Here is a 22698-nt window from a genome sequence, read left to right as displayed (position 1 = left end):
CTCAGCCGCGGTCGGCGAGGTGGCGCAGCTTCTCCGGCCAGATCCCGTGCCGCCCCGGCGACAGGATGCCGTTTGGGTCCACCGCGTCCTTCACCGTCTCGCAGAAGCGCCGGTACGCGTGGTCGTTGAACGAGTATTGCGCGGACGCCAGGTCCATGAAGTCCAGGTGGGCGCGGTACTCGCCGCATCCCCGCTTGCCCGCCTCGGCCACCAGCACCTTCACCGCGTCGTACGCCCTGCGGCACTGTCCGGCGTCGCGGTAGTCGTAGTTGAGGCCGGTGACGTACAGCGCGGTCCGTTCATTGATGACGAGCAGACCGCCCGCGACGTTCACCCCGACCTGCTCGCGCACGATCCGGTCGAAGAGGTCGACGACCTCGCGCACATCGGTCCCGACCAGCGGGATCGCGGGGGAGAAGCCGATGTGGGCGACACCCTCCGGGATGGCCTCGATCAGCTCCAGGCCGGGCAGGCCGCCCTGGCACTTGTCGGGGATGGAGCGGATCTCGTCGTACTCGAACGGCCCGTAGGTACGCTCGAAGAGCACCTGCCCGCCCGGGATCGCGCTCCACACCTGGCGGATCTTCGCCAACTGGTGCTCGACGACCGGGGCGTCGCCCCACAGCGCCCCGCGCAGTGCCCACCGCCCCAGCCCCGTCGCGTCGGCCATCTCGTCGAGGGTCTCCTCGCTGAAGGCGCCCTCCGCGCCCGCGAACCGGCCCATGACATCGGGGAACTGAGCCGCCAGCGTCACCGTGTTGTACATGCTCGGTACGCCGCGCAGCGTGCCGTCCAGGCGCAGCTTGCGGATGATGTCGACCGCCTGCTCCAGGTGCTGGTCCCGCGGCACCGTGAGGAAGAACGGCGCGTACGCCTCCGGGCGGGGCATCAGCCAGTAGCCCATCCTCGTGACGATGCCGTAGTTGGACTGCACGAACAGCCCGTCCAGGATCGGACCCAGACCGCGCTTGTAGGTGTGCCAGGACTTGTTGTCGGGGATCGCGCCCATGCCGGTGCGCAGCAACTCCCCGTTGGCGAGGACGACTTCCATGCCGCAGGGGGCCATGAAGTCGGCGCCGTAGGGCTGGTAGGTGATGCCGCAGTCGAGGGAGTTGCCGATGACGCTGCCCCAGCCGAGGTCGGGCACGGTTACCATCAGGTCCTCGTTGCCGGACTCCTTGAGCGCGTCGTACAGGTCGAACCAGCGCACACCCGGCTCGACCACCGCGTACGCCAGATCGCGGTTGATCTCCAGCACTCGGTTCATCCGCGTCAGGCTGACCACCACGGTCGCCTTCAGACGCGGGGAGGAGCCGCCGTAGCCGTAGTTGCGGCCCTGCGACGAGGTCCAGATCGGCACCCCGAACTCGTTCGCGATCCGGACGACCGCCTGCACCTCCTCCGTGCTGCGGGGCAGCAGCACCGCGGCAGGGTCGTAGGTGTCGTCGTCGCGGTGCCAGTACTTGTCCCGGTACTGCTCGTGGAAGCGGCCCTCACCGAGGACGACACCGTCCTCGCCGAGCACGTCAGTGAAGAGCTGCAGGGCCTTCTCGCTCAGGTACGAAGTGTCCTCGTTCGCCACGCCGTCACTCATCGCGCGACCTCCGCAACACCATCAGCCGGAGCCGGAGCCGGAGCCGGAGCCGGAGCCGGAGCCGGAGCCGGAGCCGGCAGCCCGGCACCCGCGGGCGGCCAGGTCACCGTCGCCTCCTCCAGCACCGAGCGCATCGAGCGCGGCTCCCGCCCGGCCAGCGTCCGCACCGCGTCGCTGAGGGACGACATGTGCCCGAGGCGGATGGCGCGGCTGAAGGACACCATGTCGTCGCTGTTCCACGGGATCGGGGAGGCGGCGATCGCCTCGGCGTCGTACTCCCGGGGCACGCCCATGGAGTCGAAGATCGCGTACTGCTCCTCGTCGCTGATCGGCACGTACGCGACGTCGGCCCCGCTGATCTCCGCGACCATCGCACACACTTGACGATATGTCAGCTCCTCCGGGCCGGTGACCTCGTAGGCCCGGTCGTCCTCGCCGCGGCCGAGCAGCGCACCGACGACGGCCGCCGCGCAGTCGTCCCGGGAGACGAACCCGACCGTGCCCTCGCCCCAGGCGCCGACCATCGCGCCCGTGGCGACCGCGCCCGGAGCGATGAAGTAGGCCACCGCCTGCGCGTACTGGGCGTCGCGCAGCGCGTTCCAGCGCAGCCCCGACTCGCGGAGCATCGCCTCGGTCGCGCGGTGTTCGACGCAGACCACGGCGTCGTTCTCCTCGTTGCCCGCGCCCACGATCGAGGTGTAGGCGAGGTACTGGACGCCGGCCCGCCCGGCCGCCTCGATCGCGTTGCGGTGGAACCCGATCCGCGAGCCGACCTGGGCGGTGGACACCAGCAGCATCCGCTCCGCCCCCGCGAAGGCCGCATCCAGGCTGTCCGGTTCGGCGAAGTCGGCGTACCGGACGTGGACGCCGCGGTCGGCGTACGACTGAAGCTTGCCGGGCGCCCGCGTCGTCAGGATGACCTGGTCGGCGGGGACCGACTCGAGCAGCAGTTCTGCTGCGGTCTGTGCCAGCCCTCCGCCGGCACCGGTGATGAGGTACACGCGCGCTCCTTCTGTACTCGCCCGCCCGTCCGTGGCCCGGCCCGCCCGGACGGCGTGACGCTGACGTCGGTTGAGCCACGCTAGCCTTTGTATGACGAGACGACAATGTGAGAAGGGAATTTGGGGCGTGTTGGTCGCGATCGCACGCCACGGGGAGGGTGTTCAGTCGCGCCTTCCTGCGTGAGCGACCTGCTGCCCGAGGCAAAAGTTCGGAAATGGCCGCAAATGAAAACTATCGCGAGCGATTGATTGTCGTACAGGCGTACAGCTGCTATACATCTCCCCTTGTCGGCATCCGGAGGCTTCCTGCGGGGCCGGGAGTCCGTCGCGGCACCACCCCGGTCTGAGTGAGGGTGATGCGCGAGCGGCGTCCCGCTGAGCCCCAAGGGCTACCCCCCGGGGGGCCCGCCTCGAAAGCACCCCTCCCGGGAGAAACCCCGCGAACTTGGATTCGACTGGTATCTGGACGTCGGTCACGCCTGGCGCTACCGTCTGCCTATGTTTGTATGACAAGATGACAATATTGCTGTCTGGCGACGCCAGACTCGGAACTCAGGAGGGGTCAGTGTCGACCCACCCGCTCACGGCCGAGCCGGACGAAGTCCTGGCGGTGGACGGCCTACGCAAGCACTTCGGCCCGACGGTCGCTCTCCGGGACGCCGGGCTCTGCCTCCTCCCCGGCGAAGTGCACGCCCTCGTGGGCGAGAACGGCTCCGGGAAGAGCACGCTGGTCAAGATCCTCAGCGGTGTGCACCGGCCTGACGCCGGCTCCGTCCGGATCGGCGGGAGCCCCGTCGTCCTGCGCACCCCGGCCCAGGCCCTGCGGGCGGGCGTCGACACGGTGTTCCAGGAGGTCCTGGGCGTGGAGAACCGGACCGTCCTCGACAACCTGTGGCTCGGCGGGGACCGACTGCTGCGCCCCGTCTCCGGCGACACGAGCCGGCGCGAGAAGGCCGAGGAGATCCTCGCCGCGCTGCTCGTCGCCCCGCCGCCGCTGGACGCCCCCTTCGGCGCGCTCCGGCTCAGCGACCGCCAGGCCTGCTGCATCGCCCGCTCCCTGCTGCGCGACCCCAAGGTGCTGATCCTCGACGAGGCCACCTCCGCCCTCGACCACGACACCCGCACCCGCCTGTTCTCCCTGGTCAAGGAGCGGGCCGCGCAGGGCATGAGCATCGTCCTGATCACTCACCGGATGGACGAGATCCGCGAGATCGGCGACCGGGTCACCGTCCTCAGATCCGGTGAGACGGTGGGCACCCTGGGCGCGGACTGGGACCACGACGAGATGATCCGGCTGATGACGGGCGGGGCGCACCTCGTGCAGGACACGGTCCGCGCGGCGGCCCGCACCGCCGGCCCGGCCGAGCGCCCGGTCGTCCAGCGGGTGACCGGCTCCCGGCTGCGGCCGGGCGCCGCCCCGTGCGACGCGGAGTTCCGCGAGGGAGAGATCGTCGGGCTGGCGGGCCTGGAGGGCCACGGCCAGGACGACTTCCTGCGGCTCCTCCTCGGGCACGGCGACACCCAAGGGGTCGTGCGCATCGAGGGAGACCGGAAGCAGCCGGTGACCGGCCCCGGGAAGGCGCGGGAACTCGGCATCGCGTACGTCGCACGCGACCGGCGCGGGGAGTCGATCCTGCCGTGGATGTCCATCCTGGACAACTTCGCCATCGCCACCGCCCGCCAGGACGTCGACAAGGGTCTGCTGTCCGGCCGTTCGGCTCAGCACCGGTTCGACCACTACGTCTCCCGGCTGGGCATCAAGTACGGGCGGTCGGCGGATGCCATCACCACCCTGAGCGGCGGCAACCAGCAGAAGGTGATCATCGCCCGCTGGCTGGCCGCGAACCCGAAGGTCCTGCTGCTCAACGATCCCACGCGCGGCATCGACGTGGGCGCGAAACGCGACCTCTACCGGCTGCTGCGCGAACTGTCCAAGGCCGGGCTGAGCGTGGTCATGCTCTCCTCCGAGGTCGACGAACACGTCGAACTGATGGACCGCGTCCTGGTGTTCAGGGAGGGCTCGCTCGCCACGGAACTCAACCGATCACAACTGAGCCGGGAACGGCTCGTAGACGCCTTCTTCGGCGGAGCGGCGGTGACCGCATGAGCACCACGACCAACCACCCCGTCGGTGCCCCGGCCCCCGACCCCACCGCGGCCCCCGGCCCTCGGCCGACGGGTGCCGCCGCCCGGCGACGCGGCCTCAGATCCCTCTTCGCCCGCCACACCTACCTCTTCGCAGCTCTCCTCGCGGCCCTGCTGCTGGTCGCCAACCTCGTGCTGCAGCCCAGCTTCTCGCCCACCTCACAACTGGCGGCGCTGGCCCCGCTCGGCATCGCCGCGATGGCGAGCGTGCCCTCGATCATGAGCGGCCGCGGCGGTCTCGATCTCTCCATCAGCCCGCTGATGACCCTGAGCGCCCTGATGTACGCGACCCAGCTCCAGCCGGCTGGCCTCGGCGGTTACGTCGCCCTGCCGGTCCTGATGGTCATGGGCGCCGCGGTCGGCACGGTCACCGGTCTGCTCATCGTCGTAGGGCGGCTCCAGCCGATCGTCGTCACCCTCGCGATGTTCTTCGTCCTCACCGGTACCGACCTCAAACTGGCGCCCAGCCCCACCACCGTCGCGGGCACCTGGATGGCCGGCTTCGCGGGCTCCATGGGCCCCGTCCCGGGCGGCCTGGTCGCCCTGGCCGTCCCGGCGGTCCTCTGGCTCGTGTTCACCAGGCTGACGACGTACGGCGGCCTGCTGCGCTCGGTCGGCGGCAACGACGTCACCGCGTACACCAGCGGGGTGCCCGTCGGTGCCGTCCGTGTCCTCGCCTACGCCCTGGGCGGCGCGATGGCGGCCGTCGGCGGCTTGGTCCTGATCGGCCTCGCCTCGACGGCCGAGTCCGGCACCAGCTCCGCGTACACCCTCATCGCGATCGCCGCGGTCGCGCTCGGCGGGCTCCCGCTGGCGGGCGGGGGCGGCGGCATCGCCAACGCGTTCGTCGGCGCCGCCGCGATCTACCTGCTGCAGAGCCTGCTCGGAGTGCTGCAGGTCTCGCAGACCTGGCTGCAGGTGATCTACGGGGCGCTGCTCATCGGCGCGGTGCTCTTCGGGGCGATCGCCGCACGTGAACCGAAGGAAGGCCGATGATGACCACCCAGCGAGCCGACCTCGCGGCGCCCACCCCCGGCACGAAGCCGGCCGCCGCCACCGCACCCGTCCGCCCGGAGCCGTCGGCCGGACAGCGCCTGCTCGCCCTGCAGCGGCGCTTCCCGCTCGTCCAACTCCTGCTCACCGCCGCGGTGTTCGGCTGGGGCGCGGCCACCATGCCGGGCTTCCTCGAACCGACGAGCCTGAGATCGGTCCTCGTGCTCTGCGCGCTCACCGGACTCGCCGCGATCGGACAGACGCTGGTCGTGTTGATCCGGGGCATCGACCTGTCCCTCGCCGGGTTCATCGTCGCGGGCGCGGTGACCGTGACCCGGTTCGGCGACATTCCCGGCGTGCCGGTCGGGGTCATGCTGCTGCTCGCGCTCGCCTGCGGCGCGGCGGCGGGTGGCCTCGTCGGCTACGTGTGCCACCGCTTCGGCATCAACCCGATCATCGTCACCCTCGCCGCGGGCTCGATCGCCGTCGGAGTGACCGCGGTCCTCAGCGGCGGCGGCTTCGGCGCTGGCGCACCGGCCTGGGCGACTCGGCTGAGTTCCCCCATGTCGTCCACCTTCGGCCTGCCGGTGCCACCGGTCGTGGTCATCTGGGCGGGGGTGATCGCCGCGGTCTCCGTACTGCTGCACCGCACCCTGCCCGGCCGCAAGCTCCTCGCCACCGGGGCGAGCCCGGTGGCCGCGGACCTCGCGCACATCAGCACCCGGAAGGTCTGGATCGTCGTCTACGCGTTCTCCGCGGCCCTCGCCGTCCTCGCCGGGGTCGTCCTGGCCGGCTTCGCCGGGAACGTCGACAACCGGCTCGGCAACCCCTACCTCTTCCAGAGCATCGCCGCGGTGGTCCTCGGCGGGACCGCGTTCGGCGGCCCCGGCAGCTACACCCGCACCACCGTCGGCGTCCTCCTGCTCACCGTCGTCTCCACCGTCCTCGTCGGACTGGGCTTCTCGGAGGCGGACCAGCAGATCCTTAATGGCCTCGTCATCCTCGCCGCATTGGCCGTCTACGGCCGCGAGCGCAGGCTCCGCGACCAGGTGTGACCCACCTCCGGCCCAGGCCCGAACCACGCCTGACCACTCCCGGCCCACCGCGAACGACCACTCACACCGGCTCTGTCCCGGGCCCTGACGCTCTGTCCCGGGACCCGCGAGCCGGCCGGCACCGCACCCAGGAAGGCAGTCTCTCCATGAACAGATCCATCCACCGGCGCGCCTACACGCGCGTCGCAGCCTCCTCCACCGCGATCGTCCTCACCGTCCTGCTCGCCGGCTGCGGCGGGGCGACCGGCAGGGTCGGCAGCGGCACGGCCAGTGGCAGCGCCACGGAGGCCGGGGGAGAGGCGGCCGCGGACTGCGGCACCGTGCCGACCATCGCGCCCAAGGACCCCGAGGGTGTCGTCAAGGCGCTGCCCGCCCACCTGCGGAAGGCGTACAACGCCTACGGCGAGGAGGTGCTCGCGAGCGCCTGGCAGAAGAAGAAGGCGCTCGGACGCCCCGCCAAGGTCGGCTTCTCCTACCTGCCCGCGTCCAACGTGTTCGCCGCGGCGGTCGTCAAGCAGATGGAGACGAGCTTCGCCACGGCCAAGAAGAAGGGCCTGGTCAAGGGCAAGCTGGTCAAGCGGATCATGACCGACCCGGCGACCATGACCCCGGCCGAGCAGATCCGCGGCTACAACGAGCTCGTCGACTCCGGCGTCGACGTCATCTACATCACGCCGCTCTCGGGCGACGCGATGGTCTCCGCGGTCGACGCCGCCGGCAAGAAGGGCGTCGTGACGGTCGCGCTCAGCTCCACCATCCGCTCCCAGTACGCCGTCAACGTGGCCGAGAACGCCTATCTGAACATCGCCGAGCCGACAGCCCGGGTCGCCGAGCAGCTCAAGGGCAAGGGCAATGTCGTGGTGGTCCGTGGCTTTCAGGGCCTGTCGTCGGAGACGATCGGCTACAAGGCGATCAAGGACATCCTCGCCGCCTGCCCCGACATGAAACTGATCGGCGAGGTCAACGGCGCCTTCGTGCCGCCGGTGGCCAAGACTGAGCTGCTGAAGTTCCTCTCCAGCCATCCGCAGCAGATCGACATGGTGGCGCAGCTCGGCGTGATGGGTTCCGGCGTCTACGCCGCTTTCGATTCGACCGGGCGGGACGTGCCCAAGGTGGTCGACGCCGGCGCGTCGGCCTCGTCGCTGGCCTCCTGGAAGAAGCTGTCGGCGGACGGGTACGAGACCGCCGGCACCGGCGGCAACGGTACCCAGGAGACCAAGGCCCTCTTCAACGTCGGCATGATGGTGCTGCAGGGCGGGGGCCCCAAGGTCGGCACCATCACCCGCGAGCCGTCGGTCATCACCAAGGAGAACCTGTCGGACTACCTGCCGCAGGGCGCCAAGGTCAGCGATCTCGGAGAGGTCAAGGACGGCGAGGCGTGGATGCCGAGCGAGTACCTCGCCCAGTTCTTCGAGCACCCCGCGGACGCCGCGGTCGCTGCGGTGACGAAGTAGCAGGCACGCATGAACGTGTCGACGAGCGACGGCCGCCGGGAGTCCTCCGGCGGCCGCCGGGAGGGAACACCGGGCGGCCGCCTGGCGGGCAAGGTGGCCCTGGTCACCGGTGCCGCCTCGGGCATCGGTCTGGCCACGGTCCGCCGGTTCGCCGGCGAGGGAGCCCGGATCGTGGCCATGGACCTCGACGCCGACCGGACCGCAGAGGCGGTGTCCGGGTACGACGGCGTGGTCCCGGTCGGTGCCGACATACGGGACAGCGCTCAGGTGGACGCGGCGTACGAGCGCGTGCTCGCCGAGTTCGGACGGCTCGACGTCGCGGTGAACGCGGCGGGCATCTCGGGCACGCAGGCCGACATCTGCGATCTCACCGACGAGGACTTCGCGGATGTCGTCGCGGTCAACCTGACCGGAACGTTCTACTCCGTGCGGGCTGCCGTGCGCGCCATGCGCCGGAGCCGTCCGGCGGGCGGTTCGGTGATCAACGTCTCCAGTGTGGGAGCGCTGGCCAACTTCCCGCTGCCGGCGATGTACCCGGCGTCCAAGGCGGGGGTGCTGGGGATGACGCGTGCGGTGGCCGCGCTGGTGGCGGCCGATGGCATCCGGGTCAACGCGGTGGCGCCGGGGGCCACGGACACGCCCATGCTGCCGCAGGACGAGGAGGTCCGCCGTGCCGTCGTCGACCTCGGTGTGCTGCGCAGAGCCGCCTCCTCGGAGGAGATCGCGCACACGATCCTGTTCCTGGCGACCGAGGAGTCGGCGTTCTACACGGGCCAGACCCTGTCACCGAACGGTGGCTACGTCATGCACTGACGGTCAGGTCACCCGCCGGCGGGCGGCGCCGCACTCGGCTCAGAGCGAGGCGCCGCTGAACGGCAGCCCGCTGGTGGCGGACAGCCCCTCGAGTCCGGCCCGCTTCGCCTGCTCGATGTGGTGGTGGCAGGCGCGCACGGCGGCGTCGGGGTTGCGTGCCTTGATGGCCTCGGTCATCGTCCGCAGCTCCTGCACGCTGGTGGCGGTGCGGCCGGGCTGCGCCAGGGAGGTGGCACGCAGGAGGCTGAGCCGGGCCTGGACCCCGCCGAGTGTGGAGTGCACCGAGCGGTTGCCGGAGCCGCGCAGCAGGACGTCGTAGTAGCCGTCCTTCGCCTTGAGGATGCGAAGGGTGTCGCCGCCGGCTTCAGCGGCCTCGGCCAGTTCCTCGAAGGCCCGCCGCAGCTCGGCGACCTGCTCGTCCGAGGCCAGTTCGGTGAACCGGCGCACGGCCAGCGCTTCCAGGACCGCACGGAGTTCATAGAGCTCCACGGCCTCCTGGGGCGAGGGCACCACGACGACGGCGCCCTTCTGCGGGATCGTCTTGACCAGGCCTTCCGCCGCCAGCTCGCGCAGCGCCTCACGGATGGTGGTGCGCGAGACGCCGATCTCCTCGATGAGCTCGCGCTCGATGAGTCGCTGCCCGGGAGCGAAGTGGAAGCTGAGAATGGCCTGACGCAGCACATCGAGCACCTGCTGACGCAGAGGCGCCGCCACTCGGCCCACCTGGGCGGCGAGGTCGGCGGACTCGGTCGAGCCGAGGCGGGGTGCTGAGTTCCCAGATACGGTCACGCAATCAGGATACGGTAAGGCGATCGTACAACCCAGCGGGTGGACCCCTCTGGGACGGAATTTCGGGCGCCGTTTCTTGATGTTCAAACGGCCGATACAGGACGGGCGGCGATGGGTCGGCGCCTTTGACGCTGCCGAGAGTGCAGAATATGCCAATAAATTGTATGACAGGCATACATGGGGGCTGTGATTAGCTGCGGCGGCCTGCTTCCTCACTGGGAAGCTCTGGGGGCGAGCAGGTCTGGGCCGTGTTCTCCGCGTTCTTGGCCGTCCCTGTCCATGCGAGGGTGCCCGAGGCCGATCGGTGACGAGCGGCAGTACAGCCGGGATACCGGTGTCCAGGGCGGAGCACCAGGTCACAGCCCTGCCACCAAACGGGTTTCCCCCCACGGGTGGCGGTCGGGCGGTGTCCGCCCACTGCCTGATTTCAAGCTGCCGGATTAGCCGGTCAACGCGTCTTTTCACAGGTCAGACGGGTCTCCTGGGCGCCCGGGACCGGCACGTGGCCGGCGGTTGCACTTTCCCGCACCGACCCGGCCGTACGGGCCCGCCGCCAAGCCACCCAGGGTGTCGAGCAGGTGGACGTCGTCCACGAGGACCAGCTTCGTCTCCAGGAGGCACAGCAGGTGGCAGCCGGCGTCGGTGATCTGTGCCTGGTTCATGCGGGCCGTGATGGGGATGCCGAGGAACCGGGCGAATTCGCTGACCAGCATCTTGGGTGTGGAGGCCGGTGGCACGGCCAGGAAGACCACGGGCAGGCGGTCCGTGCTGCCTGGGTGCCGGCGCTGCTCGGCGACATTTCCAGCAGGGTGGTGGTCTTGCCGGTGGGGGCGGTCCGGACACGATCAGGCCGCGGCGTGCGGTGCCCTGCTGGCGGCGGTTGAGGAGCATCAGGCGCCGCAGCGACAGGGAGATGCGTTCCATGGCCGGGGTGGTCAGCACCACGAACCGGGAGTGGTAGTCCAGCCGTTCCTTAAGCCACCAGTCCTCGTCGGCGGCCGAATGGGGCTGAAGCGGGGGAGTGGCGACGAACTGCTGCCAGCCGTCCCGCGTGGTCGGCGGCGCGTACGCCGCAGCCCTCGCTCCGTCGCGAAGGGTGCTGTCGGCAGGGGCGTCTGTCACCGTGAAGTCGGTGAAGGGCAGGCTGACACAGCCGCGGGCGCATCCCGCTGCGCACCGGGCGGAGACCCCGCGTGATCGGCGTCGACGACTTCGCCCTGCGCCGACGGCACCGCTATGCCACCGTGGTGATCGACGCCGAGACCCATGAGCGGATCGACGTACTGCCCGACCGCACCGCCGACACCCTTGAGGCGTGGCTGCGCGAGCATCCGGGTATCGAGGTCGTGTGTCGTGACGGCTCGGCGACCTATGCCACCATCCGCCGTGCCCTGCCCGACGCGGTCCAGGGCGGAGACCGCTGGCATCTGTGGCACGTGCGCCGTGAGGCGCTGATTGATCGAGTGGAGGTGGGAGACCTTCGCCGCCGCCCTGTCGCAGCAGGGCGGTGAAGCTGGGGGCAGCCTGACCCGGGAGGTGCCAGAGAGGGTGGCAAGCGGCCCCGACAAAGCCGGGACGCGTCAGCACTGCCTACGTCTGATCTGGGCCGACAGCGGTTACACCGGCCATCTCGTCGACTGGGCCGCCCGCGAGTTCGACCTCACGCTTCAGGTGGTCAAACGCAGCGATGACACCAGTGGGTTCGCCGTTCTCCCGCGCCGCTGGGTCGTGGAGCGGAGCCTGGCCTGGCTGATGCGCAGCCGCCGCCTGGCCCGCGACTACGAAACCCGCACGGCCAGCAGCGAGGCCATGATCCTGTGGTCCATGACCATGGTCATGAGCCGCCGCCTGGCCCGCCGCACCGGCACTACGCGACGGCAGCCGCGCATTCCGGCGCGGGCAGCGTGAACCGACCCGGCTTCCCCTCGGCCAGCCAGCCCCGCTCCATCAGCCGCTTCATCCTGCCCCGCGCGCCCTCGACCCGAGTCGAGGCAGCCGCGTCCCAGCCCAGCCTCGCCGCCACCTGCTTCGCCGTCAGACCGTCACCACCGGCACCCTGGAAGAGCGTCATGATCCGCCGGTAGTCCGGGCCCAGGACGTCCACGGACACCCCGTCCTCCTTGCAGGCAACCGCCCTGCGTGGCCCAGTCGCCGCCACCGGCTCCTCCACGGGCGCCTCGACGGCCACGACCCCGGGGGCCTCCACCGGAGCAGACGCGTCCTGCTCGGCCAGCGCCTCGAGATACTGCTCCAGGCCGATCACCCGGTGCTGCAGCACTTCCTCCGCCTCCGCGCGGGCTGCCCTCACCCGCTCGAACTCGGCTCGCAGCTCCTCCACCCTCACCAGAGCAGCCTTCTCGCGGCTTTCGAGCACTGCCCGCATCGACGGCATCCGCGACCTCCACGCCCTCCAGGACGAACAAGACGCCCCCAGCCTGCCCGGCCAACGCGAAAACCACGACCGACCTGCGAAAACCCGCACATCAGGTTCGGAAAAGAGACTGCTTCTGAAAGCCACGACCTTCGGCATGAGCCTTTTGAGCGGTGCCGCTCCAGGGTGAGGATGGCGGCTGCGATTGACGACATGCGGTTGGGACTGCAGCGGGCCTTGCGGAAGATCCGCCACGACTTCAGTCGTGCGACGCAGCGCTCGACCGGGGCGCGTGCCGCCGACAGTGCGCGGTTGACGTTTTGGTGGGTTGGTGTGAGGTCGCGGCCTGGTGGGCGTCTGAGTGGTGTCTGCCGTCACCCATGGGCCGGCTCCCATGTAGGCGCGGTCGGCAAGGATCGGAATGCCTTGGCGTTCGCAGATTCGGATGATCCGGTGGGTGCGGGCCGCGGTCAGGTCGTGCGCGCGGCCGGGCAGTGCGGATGAGATCCACAGCAGTCGTCCTGCTGGATCGGTCACCACCTGCACGTTCACGCCGTGGCGTCGGTGTTTATGGGAGAAGTCGGCCCGGCTGTCGCCGCCCCGGTCGCACTCCGCGAGGGTGCCGTCCAGCAGGACGTAGCCGGGGTCGGCTTCGCGCAGGCTTCGCAGGAGCCCGGGTGCGCGGTCGGCGAGCAGGGTGATGACGGTTGCGGTGTAGGCATGGGCGGTGCCGACGGAGATGCCGAAGCCTGCCGCGAGTTGAGTGAGAGTGTCGTGCTGGCGCAGGTACACCAGACCGACCAGCGCACGCTGGTGCGGCGGGAGTTTGCACCGTCGGTCACCCTCACGGGTGGCGATGAGCATGGTTACCCACTCGACCAGGGCGTGTGGGAGGTCGAGTGCGGCAGAATAAGAAACCAACGCGGCTCCTGTGCCTGTGGGTTGAGACTTCGAACACCTCCCCCAACGGCACGGGAGCCTCGTGCGTTGCGCACCCTGCGGCGTCACCCGATCGGTGGCCGAGCTGAAAACGCTCAGTGTGTCGGGCGGTCGTGAAATCGCTGTACCGGGTGCCGATACCACCTCGGCGTCCTTGGCCAATTCATGCGCCGCGTAGGAGCCGGTCGAGCCATGCCGCCGACCGCGCGCGTGGGTGGTCAGGGCAACGCGCCCTTGCCTGCGTGGGTGTCCGCGACCGGGATGGGTAGCCCTTGCGAAGGCCCGCAGTTTGGTTTTGGCGCCGGAGCAGACGGCCCCGCGCCACGATCAGCGGCTTCGTGGCGCTCTTGAGCACGACCACGGCCCGCTGGACGGCGGCGGGTTCCGGGACACACCGCGATGGCACCGAGGGAGACGCCCACCTCGGGCCGGGCCAGCAGCCGTATCGGCAGGGGACGCGTGGCCGTACGGCCGTCGGTCTGCCGGGGGCCGGCGGTGTGGTCACCCCCGGCGCAGCCTGTTGGGTCATGCTCATCACCGGGTTCCCTTCGCGGCGAACTTCTCGATCGCGGCGATGGTGGACTCGTCGACGAAGGCCGGGTCGGTCAGGACCGGCTGCTCGCCGCCGCCCATGTAGTTGCCGTTGGTCTCGAAGAGCCACAGGGAGTCGATCGCCAGGTAGCCCTGCAGACAGGACTGCTGGTCGATGGCGAACTGCAGGCTGCCGTCCTTGATGGCGGCGACGACCTGCTTGTCCAGGTCGAAGGTGGCAACCTTGACGTCGCTGCCCGCGTCCTTGGCGGACTCGACGGCGGTGAGGCCGATCGCTCCGTAGAGGGTGGCCACCGAATCGATCGAGGAGTCCTGCTGCAGCTTGGCGGTGATGGTGGACTTCACCGACGGCATGTCGGTGCCGTTGACGTAGAGGATGTCGCAGGGCAGCGGCAAGCTTGGCGGTCCGACAGGCCCTCCACGGAGCTGCAGCACCGACTCGAATGTCAACTGACGTGGTGGCCAGGCAGGTTGGCCACGCTGTGGGAACAGATCCACGAAGTTCCTGTCGGCAACAGCGGCCCGATTACTGCCCGGATCCGCATGCACACTGCCTTTCGGGAACGCCAGCCGGGCCAGGTCGGCTGTTTGGGTCGTACCCTTGTCCGGCGGGCGTGGATGCAGCGACATCTCGATCACCTCACGCTCGCGCCCGACGCCCGTTCCTGCCGTCATCCCCCCGACGCAAGGTCATTTGGCGGCCACCGCCGAATTCGCCATCGGCATCCTTGGCGGGTCGCGATCCGGCGGTTTGTATGCGACGAGCCAGAATGAGAAGACGGTCGGGAGCGTCGTGCAGGAGCAGACGGAGTCGGAAGCCGTCACGGTACAGGCCGGCATCCTCATCGTCGTCGGCGACTGTCGCGGCATCAGCGACCGCCCGCAGCAGGCTTTCCAGGGCTCGTGGGCCTGCGTCGGCGAGCAGCAGGAAGGCGTCTTCGACCAGGATCGTCAGTGGATGCGCGGGAGGTGGCCCGTCGATATCGGAGTACGAGGAAGACGTCTCCGAGAGACAGTCGTAGAAGGCGTTCCAGTTCCTACCGAAGTAGGGAGGAAACTCCAGGACCTGTGCCCATTCGGAGAAGAGCTCCCTTTCGGTGCGGCAACTACCGCCAGCGATCAGGGCATAATCTGCTTCCGAAGGAGTTTTCTCATCTGTCAGTTCCAGCCAATGCATGAGGAAATCCTCGGTGTTGAAGTACGGGACGTACGGAGGGTTCCACGGCAGACGACACCGCGGAACCCTCCCGCGCGTCAGATGCTGATCAGTGCCAGTGCACCGATCAGGAAGGCTGTCCACTGCCCGTAGATCTGGTCACCGACCTCGTCGGCCTGGCCGAGCGCGACGTTGTTCTGGACCTCGAAGTCTGGATCCTCGATCGGCACGAAGGAGACCGGGTCGGGCTCGCCACCATGGTCGCCGCCGGCGGGCGGATCGCCCGCGGTCTCTTCCGCAACCGGCGGCAGGGAGTTGTCGACGGTGAAGGTGTTGTCGGGCACGCTCGGCTCGGCGTCATCTACATCGGGGAGGTTCTGGTAGGCGTAGAGGTGGAAGTTGGAGTAGTGGTCGCCGGTGTAGAAGATGAAACCGTTGGTGGAATCCCGGACGATTCGATCGGCGTTGCGCTGCGTTCGTCGGGTTGGCCGGAAATCGATGTCGTACTCGTTGAAGGTCGGTGGTGCCGCGTTAGGGAAGGTGGCCTGGATGTATGCCGTGAGCTGACCGTCCCGGTCGCCGTAGTTGCCGCCGCGGTAGATGAACGCGGTGTTGCCGTTCTGGTCTTGCTCGGAAGACGTGGCCTTGTTCGTCGGCCAGGCCTTGGCGCCCCAGAAAGCGACCATTTCGTTGAGGCGGTCGGGGAAGCTGAAGCTGCCGCCGTCGTCGACGGCGGCGCTCGCCTTTTGCCGCGACTCGGTCGTTAGTAGGGTCACGCCCCCCAGAACCGTCGCGACGGCCAGGAACAAGGCCAGAAACTTCCCGCTGAGCCAGCGGGAGCGGCGCTTGTGGCGCCTGTCTCCCGCAGGTATGGAGGCTGGTGTTCTTTCCACAGTCATTCGGGACTCCTCAAGCATGAAGCCGTGCCGGAGCGCCGAAGTCACTCCGTGCAGCCGGGGGGGGGGTAGCTGACGGCCACTCGCGTGGCGCGTGCAGAGTGGGATCACTGAGTGATCGCGTGGTGCGCTCACGAGTGTTCTCGGGAGCCGCGGAGCTTCACCAGAGTCAAACGTCCCGACCGCCGAGTAATATCAGGAATCCTGTCGATCGTCCGAGCGCTGGCGCCGAGCATTGGAGCGACGGGACCTACCTGGCCGAGCACGAGGACATCGTCGTCGTGTCGGTCAACTACCGGCTCGGCGCGCTCGGTGGCCTCGCGGTCGACGACACCGGCACACTCGGCAACAATTTCCTCCTCGACGTCGTGCAGGCGCTGTGTTGGCTGCAAGAGAACGTCGCCGCGTTCGGCGGAAACTCCGAGCGCGTCACCATCGCCGGGGAGTCCGCCAGCGCCTTCATACCGCGCTGATCGCGAGCCCATACGCGCAGGGACTCTTCCACGCGGGCATCGTGCAGAGCGGCCACCGCTCCGGCAACGCGGCCTTCGACGCAGCCCACCGAGCCCGGGACCTGTTCCTGGCCGAGCTGGGCGTGGAGCGTGACGAGCGGCTCATGGCACGTGCGCGCTCCGCCGAGCTCGCCGATCTGCAGCGCGCCCAGCAGGCGACGGCAGGACGTCTGGTCACGCCGTTCAAACCGGTCATCGACGGGGACGTACTACCCTCTGGGGTGCTGGACCTCTTTGCGGGCGGCGTGCAGCAGCCTGTTACGCTGCTGCTCGGCACCAACCAGGACAAGCACAATCTGTTCGCCGCCAACGGCTGGGGCCACGGCACCGGCCACACGGCACCCTTGCGGGAGCGACTCCAGGGCATGATCATCGACGGCGATCCGGCGACGGCCGACAACCTGGCCGCCTCGTACGCGAAGCTGGCCGCCGGCGCCGCAGGCGGCTGGAGCCCGAACGAGGCGGCCTGGAACATCGTCCGCACCGACCTCGACTGGCGCGGCCCCCAGAGGGGACTCGCGCTGGTCCACGCCGATGCCGGAGCACCGGTGTACCGCTACGAGTTCGCCCTCCGGTCTACGGCGGAGTGCTCGGGGCGGCCCACTCGCTCGACATCCCTTTCGTCTTCGGCAACCTCGACCGGCCCGGCGTGGCCGAACTCACCGGTGACGATGCCGCGAGCCCCGACCGCCGACAAGTGTCGGCCCAATGCACGCAGGCCTGGGCGTCATTCGTCCGGGACGGACGCCCTGCCTCACAGCACCTGCCCGAGTGACCGCGCTACGACCGCGACGGCCAGCGGATCATGGTGATCGGCCCCGATCCCGCGGTTCTCGCCGCCCCGCACGCCAACCGGCTCGCCGTCTGGGAGCAGATCCGCGCGGTGGCGCCGCTTTCGTCCTGAGCCGTCGTGGTTCGAGCCGGACACCCGCGGACACCGCCCGGGCGGCCGAAGGCGAGAGCCCTCGCGAGGGGCCGCCCACGGCGACGGGAAGAGCTGAGTAGCCGGTCCAAGTGGGACCGACTCCCTCGACCGCTGTGTGGAGCGCTGTGCGCGTGGCGGCCCGCAGCGCCTCGGTGTCGGCCTGCTCGGGTAGGCCGTCGCCCGACTGTTGGGCCGCATGCTCGGCGGCGGCGCAACATGGCGGCCTGGGTATTGATCTGAAGGTCCTCCGCTGACATGCCCGTACAGGTGGCGAGGACCTCAGCGATGGCTGGTTCGTGGTCGTGCTGGAACTGCAGCCAGACGGCACGCAGGCTCGGCTCCGTGTGCGTGAGACGGATGAGGGTCAGCGTAATCGCCAGGTCCGACGAGTGCGTGCCAGACGCGGAGTCCAGGCTGGCGAGTTCGTCTACGACCTGGCTTATCGTGCTGCCCGGCTGCCCGGCTGCCCGGCTGCCAGTCGCCCAGCACCCGCGTCACTTTGGCCACCCGTGGTGAGCAGGGGCTGGACGCAGGACTCCTTGGTAGCGCCGGGCAGAGTACGCGTCGAGACACCCGCACCGTTCGCGATCTCATCTACGGACGTGGCGGCCACGTCCTTGCTGGTGAACAGCCGTACCGCCTCGTACGCGATGGGACTGCTGCATGATCGGGTGACAGCGGGGTTTATGCAGCCAGAGCTGCGGGTGGGGTCATGATGGTCTCGTACTCGGCAGGGGTCGATCGGCCCAGGCGTCGTTGCCGTCGGCGCCGGTGGTGAAGCCGGACAAGGCGATGACGAGCGCTCGGTCGACCTCACGGAGGGTCCAGTGTGTCCATCCCGGGCCTCACCAAGTTCCTGGGCAACACGACGTGCCCGGACGAGCCAGGGATTGTCCAGGTCCTGGTCACGGCGGCGGTCAAATCGCCGGTAGTCACGGGTAACGTCGAGCAACGACGGCTGAATCCACGAGGGCGGTGGGATTGCGGGTTCCGGAGGAATCGGTTGCCGCAGTTTGCGGCGGCCTGCCTTTCCGAGCAGGGGACCGGGCTGGCGGATGCGATGCATCCTGGCGAGGAACAGCTGCTGGCACTGAAGGCGTGCCAGATACGGCGCGAGAACGACCATCTCTCCATTGGTCTTGGCCTCCAGGCTGGCCTGCAGCCAACACAGCCGGCAGTAGCCCTTCTTCGTGGGCACGGACCGGCGGCAAGCTGAGCATTCACCCACCTCGTGCAGGGTGGCGAAGGTGTAGCAGGCTCGGCAGGAATACCCGGGCAGCTGTCCCCAGGAGAAGCAGACCCTGCAGGAGGCCGGCGGCTTGTCCGCTCTGGGCGGTGTCAACGTTGATCGCCCGTCACATCGGGGGGAGGGATCGGCCGTCACGACGCCGCGGCACCACGGCGGGCACGGTCCCGCTGGCGGCCGCTGCCGTCGGGGCGGCCTCCTGGCCGGGCCGGGACGCCTTCTGCGGCTCGGGAATCAGCAACTCACCGATCTCGCAGCCGAGGACCACGCAGATCACATCCAGGTCATCGAGTTTGAGGGAGACTGGCTGCCCGGACCACAGCCCCGACATCTTCCCCGCCGAGATCACCAGGCCGTGTTCGGCCAGGCTCCGTTGCAGGTCGGACGCCTTCCAGATGCCCCGGTTCGCCGCGGTCAGTCGCAGGTTCCACCTCATCGGACCAGACCTTCCAGCCGCCGAGCGGCTCGTTCATGCCCGGCCACCCAGGCATCCTCGACCCGCGTGCGGTGCACGTGGACGTATCGCATCGTCGTGGCGATCCACGAATGACCCAAGACTTCCTGGATCGAGATGAGATCCAGGCCGTTCAAGTACAGCTCGGACGCGCAGAAGTGCTGCAGGACGTGCGGGGTCAACTTGTCTGCCCAGCCTGGTAGATGGGCTGCCCGCATCGGCGAGGCCGGACCTGAGGGCATCGTCGCCAACGCGTCGCGGTGACCCGTCCGCGCTCTTGCGCTCGGAGGGGAAGAGCGGGGCACCGGGGCGGGTGTGATCGCCGCCGAAATGGCCCCAGACGTCCTCGATGAACCATCGCAGAGTGCGCCCCGCGTTGTTGATCAAGGGCACCATGCGCTCACGTGGACCTGAGCCCCGCGAGCCCTTGCCATAGCGGACGTGCAGTTTGCCGAACCTTCCCAGGCCCCACTTGATGTCCTCCAGGTCGAGGCGCCGGGCCTCGTTGACCCGCAGCCCGACCTCGGCCATCAACTTGGCCGCTGCGTAATTGCGGGCCGTGGGGCCAAACTTGCGGCATGTCGCCAACTCGCCGCCCCAACCGGTGAACAGCGCGGCAACTTCGTCGGTGTCCGGCGGAATCCGAAGCTGAGCGTCCTTGCTCCCGCGCGGCCGGTTCATCTCGTCGATCGGGCACTCGACGACCCGGCCGGTCATCTGGTGGATCTCGACCTTGTGCCGCAACTCCAGGAACGCGAAGTACGTGGTCAGGGCTTGGGACCGGGCCAGGCGGGTCCCGCTGGGCGAACCTCGCAGCGTCCGGCCGAAGTAGGCATCCGCGTCCTTCGGTTCCATGTCCCACAGTGGTCGACCGAACCAGGTCCGCACCTGTTCCAGGTGCCCGACGTCGCCGCGGATGGTGCTGTCCGCCAGGCCAGCAGACGCCCGCGCCAGCACGAACCCGGCCAACACATCGGTCTCGAACCGCGCCAGTTCCTCGGCCGAGGCCGGTGCCCGATGTTCACGCAGATCCCGTACGACCGCCAGCGACGCCAACCCGAGCCTCCTCGTCTTCGACCAGGCCGAGGCTCGGCCGGACAAGATGAGAACGCTTCAAGAATCCCGACGTTACGTCACCGAACCACAGAGCACCCGAAGGAGGAAGAAACCCCTGGCCACGGGGCCAGGGACTCAGCGGGGCTCAGGGGAACCCGCGGGATGTCGCATATGCTCGACATCGAGACACACCAGCCCGTCGACCTGCTGCCGGACCGCACCACCGCGACGGTGGCCCGGTGGCTCGCCGAGCATCCCGGCGTCGAGGTGATCTGCAGGGACCGTTCCACCGCTTACGCCGAGGCCGGACGCCTCGGAGCCCCGGACGCGGTGCATGTCGCGGACAGGTGGCACATCTGGTCGAACCTCGCCGAGGCGGTCGAGAAGACTGTCGTCCAGCACTGTGCCCTGCTGCGCGAGTCCCAGGACACCACCATTGCCGCCGCTGCCGAGGCCCTGGAAGGGCAGGACCTTGACGTCGCTCCCGCGGCGCCGCGGACCACCGGCCGCCTGTCCGACCGGGTCCGTGAACAGCACGAGGCCGTTCACGCTCTGCTCGAACAAGGCATTGCGATGCGGGAAATCGGCCGCCGGCTGGGACTGGCCCGCAACACCGTGCGCCGCTACGCACACGTGGCGAGTGCGGACGAGCTCCTGGTCGGGCGGTGGACCGGCCGCACCAGCATCCTCGATCCCTACAAGCCCCACCTGCACCAGCGGTGGGCCGAGGGCTGCACCGTCGCCCGCCGCCTGTTCGAGGAAGTACGCGAGCGCGGCTACCCCGGCGGCGAGAACGTCGTGAAGGTCTACGTGGCCAAGCTCCGCGCGGACTTTCCGCCCACCCCGCCCCGCAAGGCTCCGTCCGTGCGGGACGTGACCAGCTGGCTCACCCGCCATCCCGACCGCCTCATCGACGATCAGGCCCAGCAGCTCAAAGCGATCCTCGCCCGCTGCCCCGCCCTCGGCCGGGCCGCCCACCACGTCCGCGCGTTCGCCGAGTTGATGAACGACCGCTAGGGCAAACACCTCGACCAATGGATCACCCAGGTCCAGGCCGACGACCTGCCCGCCCTGCACACCTTCCTCACCGGCCTGGGCCTGGACCTCGACGCCGTCGTCGCCGGCCTCAGCCTCCGCTACAGCTCCGGAGCCGTCGAGGGCCAGAACAACAAGATCAAGATGCTGAAGCGGCAGATGTTCGGCCGCGCCAACTTCGACCTCCTCCGCAAACAAGTCCTCCTCACCGCGCGAGGCCGTTCATGATCGCGGTTGTGGTGACCCTCCGTGGCTCCAGCACTGAAAGTGATCCAGAACCAGAATTCAGGCGTCGCCGAGACTCATGAGGCAGGCCGCGGTCGTGCTGCTCTGCAGCCGAGCCGCAGTGAAGGACCAGCACGTCGTATTGGTGTGCGGTCAGGCGTCAAGGCGCGCGGCGTCGGGCCTGGCACGGGTGCGCGAAAGTGTCCAGGCTTTGGCCGACCGGGTTGACCATGAGATACACCCCGCAGCAGGGGTATGCCTAACCGTGGCCGTCATCAGGACCACTCCCACACGCATGGGCTGGGTCAACGGCTGTTTCCCGGCAAGGGCCGTTGCCGGGAAACAGCGGGGGATGTGCGACCGTCTCAGCGGCAGTCAGCGGCGCTGTTCACTCCGCGGTCGCGGAAGACTATCTGACCGCTGGGGGTGCCGTCGGAGTTGACTACGTTGCCGACGGCGTCGTAGTAGGCACCGTAGGAAGTGATCTGGTTGTATCCGCGGCCGCGCCAGGAGTTAACTCCTGTCTTGCCCCACCGATACTCATCGACGTGGAAGACCGGGTTGCTACGAACCGTACGCATCACGGGGCGCTGCGCAATCCAGGCTTTCCTCCGCGGGGGAACGCTGATGCCTGTGGTCCTGGACCAGTCCTTGGCCTTGGAGTACGACCAGGTACGGGTATAGCTGCCGCCCGCCTCGACCGCCAAGACCTTCTCGATGATGGTCCACTCGATGCCGAAGGAGGCGGTGACGCTGTTGCTTGTCGTGCTGGTAGTGGTTCCACCCTCCCTGATTTGTTGGTTCCCCGTGGCTCTGTGGCTGCAGTTCACCAGCGTGTCGCTGACCTGCTTCTCGGGGCCGTTCCAGGTCCAGCTGGTTGATTCGGGGTAGGAGCAATGGCCGCGGAAGAGCTCCCAGGGACGGGCCGGCGGGAACGCTTTATCCCCCGCCCACTTCTGCCATGTCAGCCGCTGGAGCTCACCGGTCTGAACGTTGATCTTCCAGTACGAGGTAGAAGTGGAGCCGTTACAGATCGACATCATCAGCTTGTTGGCGTCAAACGGCTCGGCTCTCATGATGTCGGTGGCGGCACTGGCGGGCGAGACGCACGTCAGCACGGAAGTCAGACCCAGCGCAGCGGCAATGCCAACTCGTTTGATCATGCTCCTGGATTGCATCTGGATTCTCCTGCCTTTGAGGGGATACCGATCCACAGGCGCAGCACACAACGGGCGCCTCAGGGTGATCGTCTCCGCAGGACATCACACGTTTGTCCCGGGATGAGGCCGAGTCTTGGGGAACACGAGTTGACCATCAACCCAGGTCAAGCAAGTAGACAATGGTCCTGAGGTGGTCGTCCACCTCCCACCCGCACGGTCGAGCAGACACTGGTCTCAGAAGGCTTCCGCATACCGGTCGGTGGACGTGTTCAGTCGAACTGGGTTCTGGATCGGGTGATCGCGGCGGTGTCGGCGCATGAAGACAGA

At 68.8% G+C, this 22698-nt stretch carries 20 protein-coding genes and 5 pseudogenes; 12 read left to right on the top strand and 13 right to left on the bottom strand.

Going from position 1 to position 22698, the window contains the following annotated elements:
• Position 1: 1 nt before the first annotated feature.
• A complete protein-coding gene (locus tag ABT300_RS23205) occupies positions 2-1594 on the bottom strand; it encodes an FAD-binding oxidoreductase (RefSeq protein WP_351678809.1) in 1593 nt (530 codons plus the stop codon).
• The gene (locus ABT300_RS23200; RefSeq protein ID WP_351678806.1) at positions 1591-2595 is read right to left on the bottom strand and encodes an NAD(P)H-binding protein; all 1005 of its coding nucleotides are present in this window, start codon (positions 2593-2595) and stop codon (positions 1591-1593) included. The genes ABT300_RS23205 and ABT300_RS23200 overlap by 4 nt, the downstream gene beginning before the upstream one ends.
• Positions 2596-3160: 565 nt before the next feature.
• On the opposite strand from ABT300_RS23200, the gene ABT300_RS23195 reads away from it, so the two are divergent.
• From ABT300_RS23195 to ABT300_RS23175, 5 genes are all read left to right on the top strand, one after another.
• Positions 3161-4702 (top strand): sugar ABC transporter ATP-binding protein, encoded by a 1542-nt coding sequence (locus ABT300_RS23195; RefSeq protein WP_351678803.1) that lies wholly within the window; start codon positions 3161-3163, stop codon positions 4700-4702.
• Positions 4699-5736 carry an ABC transporter permease gene (locus ABT300_RS23190; RefSeq protein WP_351678800.1) on the top strand — a complete coding sequence of 346 codons (1038 nt, stop codon included), beginning with the start codon at positions 4699-4701 and terminating at the stop codon, positions 5734-5736. Before ABT300_RS23195 ends, ABT300_RS23190 begins: the two co-directional genes overlap by 4 nt.
• Complete coding sequence (locus ABT300_RS23185; protein ID WP_351678797.1) at positions 5733-6788, top strand: ABC transporter permease; 1056 nt, start codon at positions 5733-5735, stop codon at positions 6786-6788. Before ABT300_RS23190 ends, ABT300_RS23185 begins: the two co-directional genes overlap by 4 nt.
• Before the next feature lie 146 nt (positions 6789-6934).
• On the top strand, positions 6935-8242 hold the full coding sequence (locus tag ABT300_RS23180; protein WP_351678795.1) for a substrate-binding domain-containing protein: 1308 nt from the start codon (positions 6935-6937) through the stop codon (positions 8240-8242).
• A gap of 9 nt (positions 8243-8251) precedes the next feature.
• Complete coding sequence (locus tag ABT300_RS23175) at positions 8252-9055, top strand: SDR family NAD(P)-dependent oxidoreductase (RefSeq protein WP_351678792.1); 804 nt, start codon at positions 8252-8254, stop codon at positions 9053-9055.
• Between the two features lie 39 nt (positions 9056-9094).
• On the opposite strand, the gene ABT300_RS23170 is transcribed toward ABT300_RS23175, so the two are convergent.
• Positions 9095-9844 carry a GntR family transcriptional regulator gene (locus ABT300_RS23170; RefSeq protein ID WP_351678790.1) on the bottom strand — a complete coding sequence of 250 codons (750 nt, stop codon included), beginning with the start codon at positions 9842-9844 and terminating at the stop codon, positions 9095-9097.
• 461 nt (positions 9845-10305) lie between these two features.
• Positions 10306-10581 (bottom strand): hypothetical protein, encoded by a 276-nt coding sequence (locus ABT300_RS23165; RefSeq protein WP_502977983.1) that lies wholly within the window; start codon positions 10579-10581, stop codon positions 10306-10308.
• Positions 10582-11004: 423 nt separating this feature from the next.
• Between ABT300_RS23165 and ABT300_RS23160 the strand changes: the two are divergent.
• Both ABT300_RS23160 and ABT300_RS23155 read left to right on the top strand, forming a co-directional pair.
• Positions 11005-11313: pseudogene (locus tag ABT300_RS23160) on the top strand (transposase); the annotation flags it as partial.
• 79 nt (positions 11314-11392) lie between these two features.
• Positions 11393-11752, top strand: a complete 360-nt coding sequence (locus ABT300_RS23155; protein ID WP_502977982.1) for a transposase — start codon at positions 11393-11395, stop codon at positions 11750-11752.
• Here the strand turns inward: ABT300_RS23155 and ABT300_RS23150 are convergent.
• From ABT300_RS23150 to ABT300_RS23125, 6 genes and pseudogenes are all read right to left on the bottom strand, one after another.
• A complete protein-coding gene (locus ABT300_RS23150; protein WP_502977981.1) occupies positions 11712-12236 on the bottom strand; it encodes a hypothetical protein in 525 nt (174 codons plus the stop codon). The genes ABT300_RS23155 and ABT300_RS23150 overlap by 41 nt on opposite strands.
• Positions 12237-12385: 149 nt before the next feature.
• Positions 12386-13136, bottom strand: a pseudogene (locus tag ABT300_RS23145) (transposase); the annotation flags it as partial.
• 410 nt (positions 13137-13546) lie between these two features.
• A pseudogene (locus ABT300_RS23140) lies at positions 13547-13689 on the bottom strand (ABC transporter permease); the annotation flags it as partial.
• Positions 13689-14087: pseudogene (locus ABT300_RS23135) on the bottom strand (substrate-binding domain-containing protein); the annotation flags it as partial. The pseudogenes ABT300_RS23135 and ABT300_RS23140, both read right to left, overlap by 1 nt.
• 259 nt (positions 14088-14346) lie before the next feature.
• On the bottom strand, positions 14347-14883 hold the full coding sequence (locus tag ABT300_RS23130) for a barstar family protein (RefSeq protein WP_351678782.1): 537 nt from the start codon (positions 14881-14883) through the stop codon (positions 14347-14349).
• Between the two features lie 77 nt (positions 14884-14960).
• Positions 14961-15671 (bottom strand): ribonuclease domain-containing protein, encoded by a 711-nt coding sequence (locus ABT300_RS23125; protein WP_351678780.1) that lies wholly within the window; start codon positions 15669-15671, stop codon positions 14961-14963.
• 188 nt (positions 15672-15859) lie between these two features.
• Here ABT300_RS23125 and ABT300_RS23120 point away from each other — a divergent pair, with 188 nt between their 5' ends.
• The 3 genes from ABT300_RS23120 (at position 15860) to ABT300_RS23110 (ending at position 18411) form a co-directional block, all read left to right on the top strand.
• The gene (locus ABT300_RS23120) at positions 15860-16231 is read left to right on the top strand and encodes a carboxylesterase family protein (protein ID WP_351678778.1); all 372 of its coding nucleotides are present in this window, start codon (positions 15860-15862) and stop codon (positions 16229-16231) included.
• A 41-nt stretch (positions 16232-16272) separates the two neighbouring features.
• A complete protein-coding gene (locus ABT300_RS23115) occupies positions 16273-17082 on the top strand; it encodes a carboxylesterase family protein (protein WP_351678776.1) in 810 nt (269 codons plus the stop codon).
• A gap of 942 nt (positions 17083-18024) precedes the next feature.
• Entirely contained in the window at positions 18025-18411 is a 387-nt protein-coding gene (locus ABT300_RS23110; protein WP_351678774.1) for a hypothetical protein, read from the top strand.
• Positions 18412-18550: 139 nt separating this feature from the next.
• Here the strand turns inward: ABT300_RS23110 and ABT300_RS23105 are convergent, their stop codons facing one another.
• Together ABT300_RS23105 and ABT300_RS23100 are read right to left on the bottom strand one after the other, a co-directional pair.
• Entirely contained in the window at positions 18551-18877 is a 327-nt protein-coding gene (locus tag ABT300_RS23105) for a helix-turn-helix domain-containing protein (protein WP_351678772.1), read from the bottom strand.
• Positions 18874-19113 (bottom strand): tyrosine-type recombinase/integrase, encoded by a 240-nt coding sequence (locus ABT300_RS23100; RefSeq protein ID WP_351678832.1) that lies wholly within the window; start codon positions 19111-19113, stop codon positions 18874-18876. The genes ABT300_RS23105 and ABT300_RS23100 overlap by 4 nt, the downstream gene beginning before the upstream one ends.
• 799 nt (positions 19114-19912) lie before the next feature.
• Between ABT300_RS23100 and ABT300_RS23095 the strand changes: the two genes are divergently transcribed.
• Both ABT300_RS23095 and ABT300_RS23090 read left to right on the top strand, forming a co-directional pair.
• Positions 19913-20968, top strand: a complete 1056-nt coding sequence (locus ABT300_RS23095; RefSeq protein WP_351678830.1) for a transposase — start codon at positions 19913-19915, stop codon at positions 20966-20968.
• 15 nt (positions 20969-20983) lie between these two features.
• Positions 20984-21214, top strand: a pseudogene (locus ABT300_RS23090) (transposase); the annotation flags it as partial.
• Positions 21215-21576: 362 nt separating this feature from the next.
• On the opposite strand, the gene ABT300_RS23085 reads toward ABT300_RS23090, so the two are convergent.
• Positions 21577-22374, bottom strand: a complete 798-nt coding sequence (locus ABT300_RS23085) for a hypothetical protein (RefSeq protein ID WP_351678770.1) — start codon at positions 22372-22374, stop codon at positions 21577-21579.
• Positions 22375-22698: the final 324 nt, after the last annotated feature.

The sequence above is a fragment of the Streptomyces sp. NPDC001027 genome, from assembly GCF_040299045.1.
Lineage (GTDB): Bacteria > Actinomycetota > Actinomycetes > Streptomycetales > Streptomycetaceae > Streptomyces.
This window is presented reverse-complemented; position numbering and strand designations above follow the sequence as displayed.

Excerpts from the sequence above, each read along its gene's own strand:
- ABT300_RS23205 (WP_351678809.1), bottom strand. The coding sequence starts at position 1,594 with ATGAGTGACGGCGTGGCGAACGAGGACACTTCGTACCTGAGCGAGAAG.
- ABT300_RS23175 (WP_351678792.1), top strand. The coding sequence starts at position 8,252 with ATGAACGTGTCGACGAGCGACGGCCGCCGGGAGTCCTCCGGCGGCCGC.
- ABT300_RS23150 (WP_502977981.1), bottom strand. The coding sequence starts at position 12,236 with ATGCCGTCGATGCGGGCAGTGCTCGAAAGCCGCGAGAAGGCTGCTCTG.
- ABT300_RS23180 (WP_351678795.1), top strand. The coding sequence starts at position 6,935 with ATGAACAGATCCATCCACCGGCGCGCCTACACGCGCGTCGCAGCCTCC.
- ABT300_RS23185 (WP_351678797.1), top strand. The coding sequence starts at position 5,733 with ATGATGACCACCCAGCGAGCCGACCTCGCGGCGCCCACCCCCGGCACG.
- ABT300_RS23190 (WP_351678800.1), top strand. The coding sequence starts at position 4,699 with ATGAGCACCACGACCAACCACCCCGTCGGTGCCCCGGCCCCCGACCCC.
- ABT300_RS23100 (WP_351678832.1), bottom strand. The coding sequence starts at position 19,113 with ATGCGGGCAGCCCATCTACCAGGCTGGGCAGACAAGTTGACCCCGCAC.
- ABT300_RS23095 (WP_351678830.1), top strand. The coding sequence starts at position 19,913 with ATGTTCACGCAGATCCCGTACGACCGCCAGCGACGCCAACCCGAGCCT.
- ABT300_RS23130 (WP_351678782.1), bottom strand. The coding sequence starts at position 14,883 with ATGCATTGGCTGGAACTGACAGATGAGAAAACTCCTTCGGAAGCAGAT.
- ABT300_RS23085 (WP_351678770.1), bottom strand. The coding sequence starts at position 22,374 with ATGATCAAACGAGTTGGCATTGCCGCTGCGCTGGGTCTGACTTCCGTG.
- ABT300_RS23105 (WP_351678772.1), bottom strand. The coding sequence starts at position 18,877 with ATGAGGTGGAACCTGCGACTGACCGCGGCGAACCGGGGCATCTGGAAG.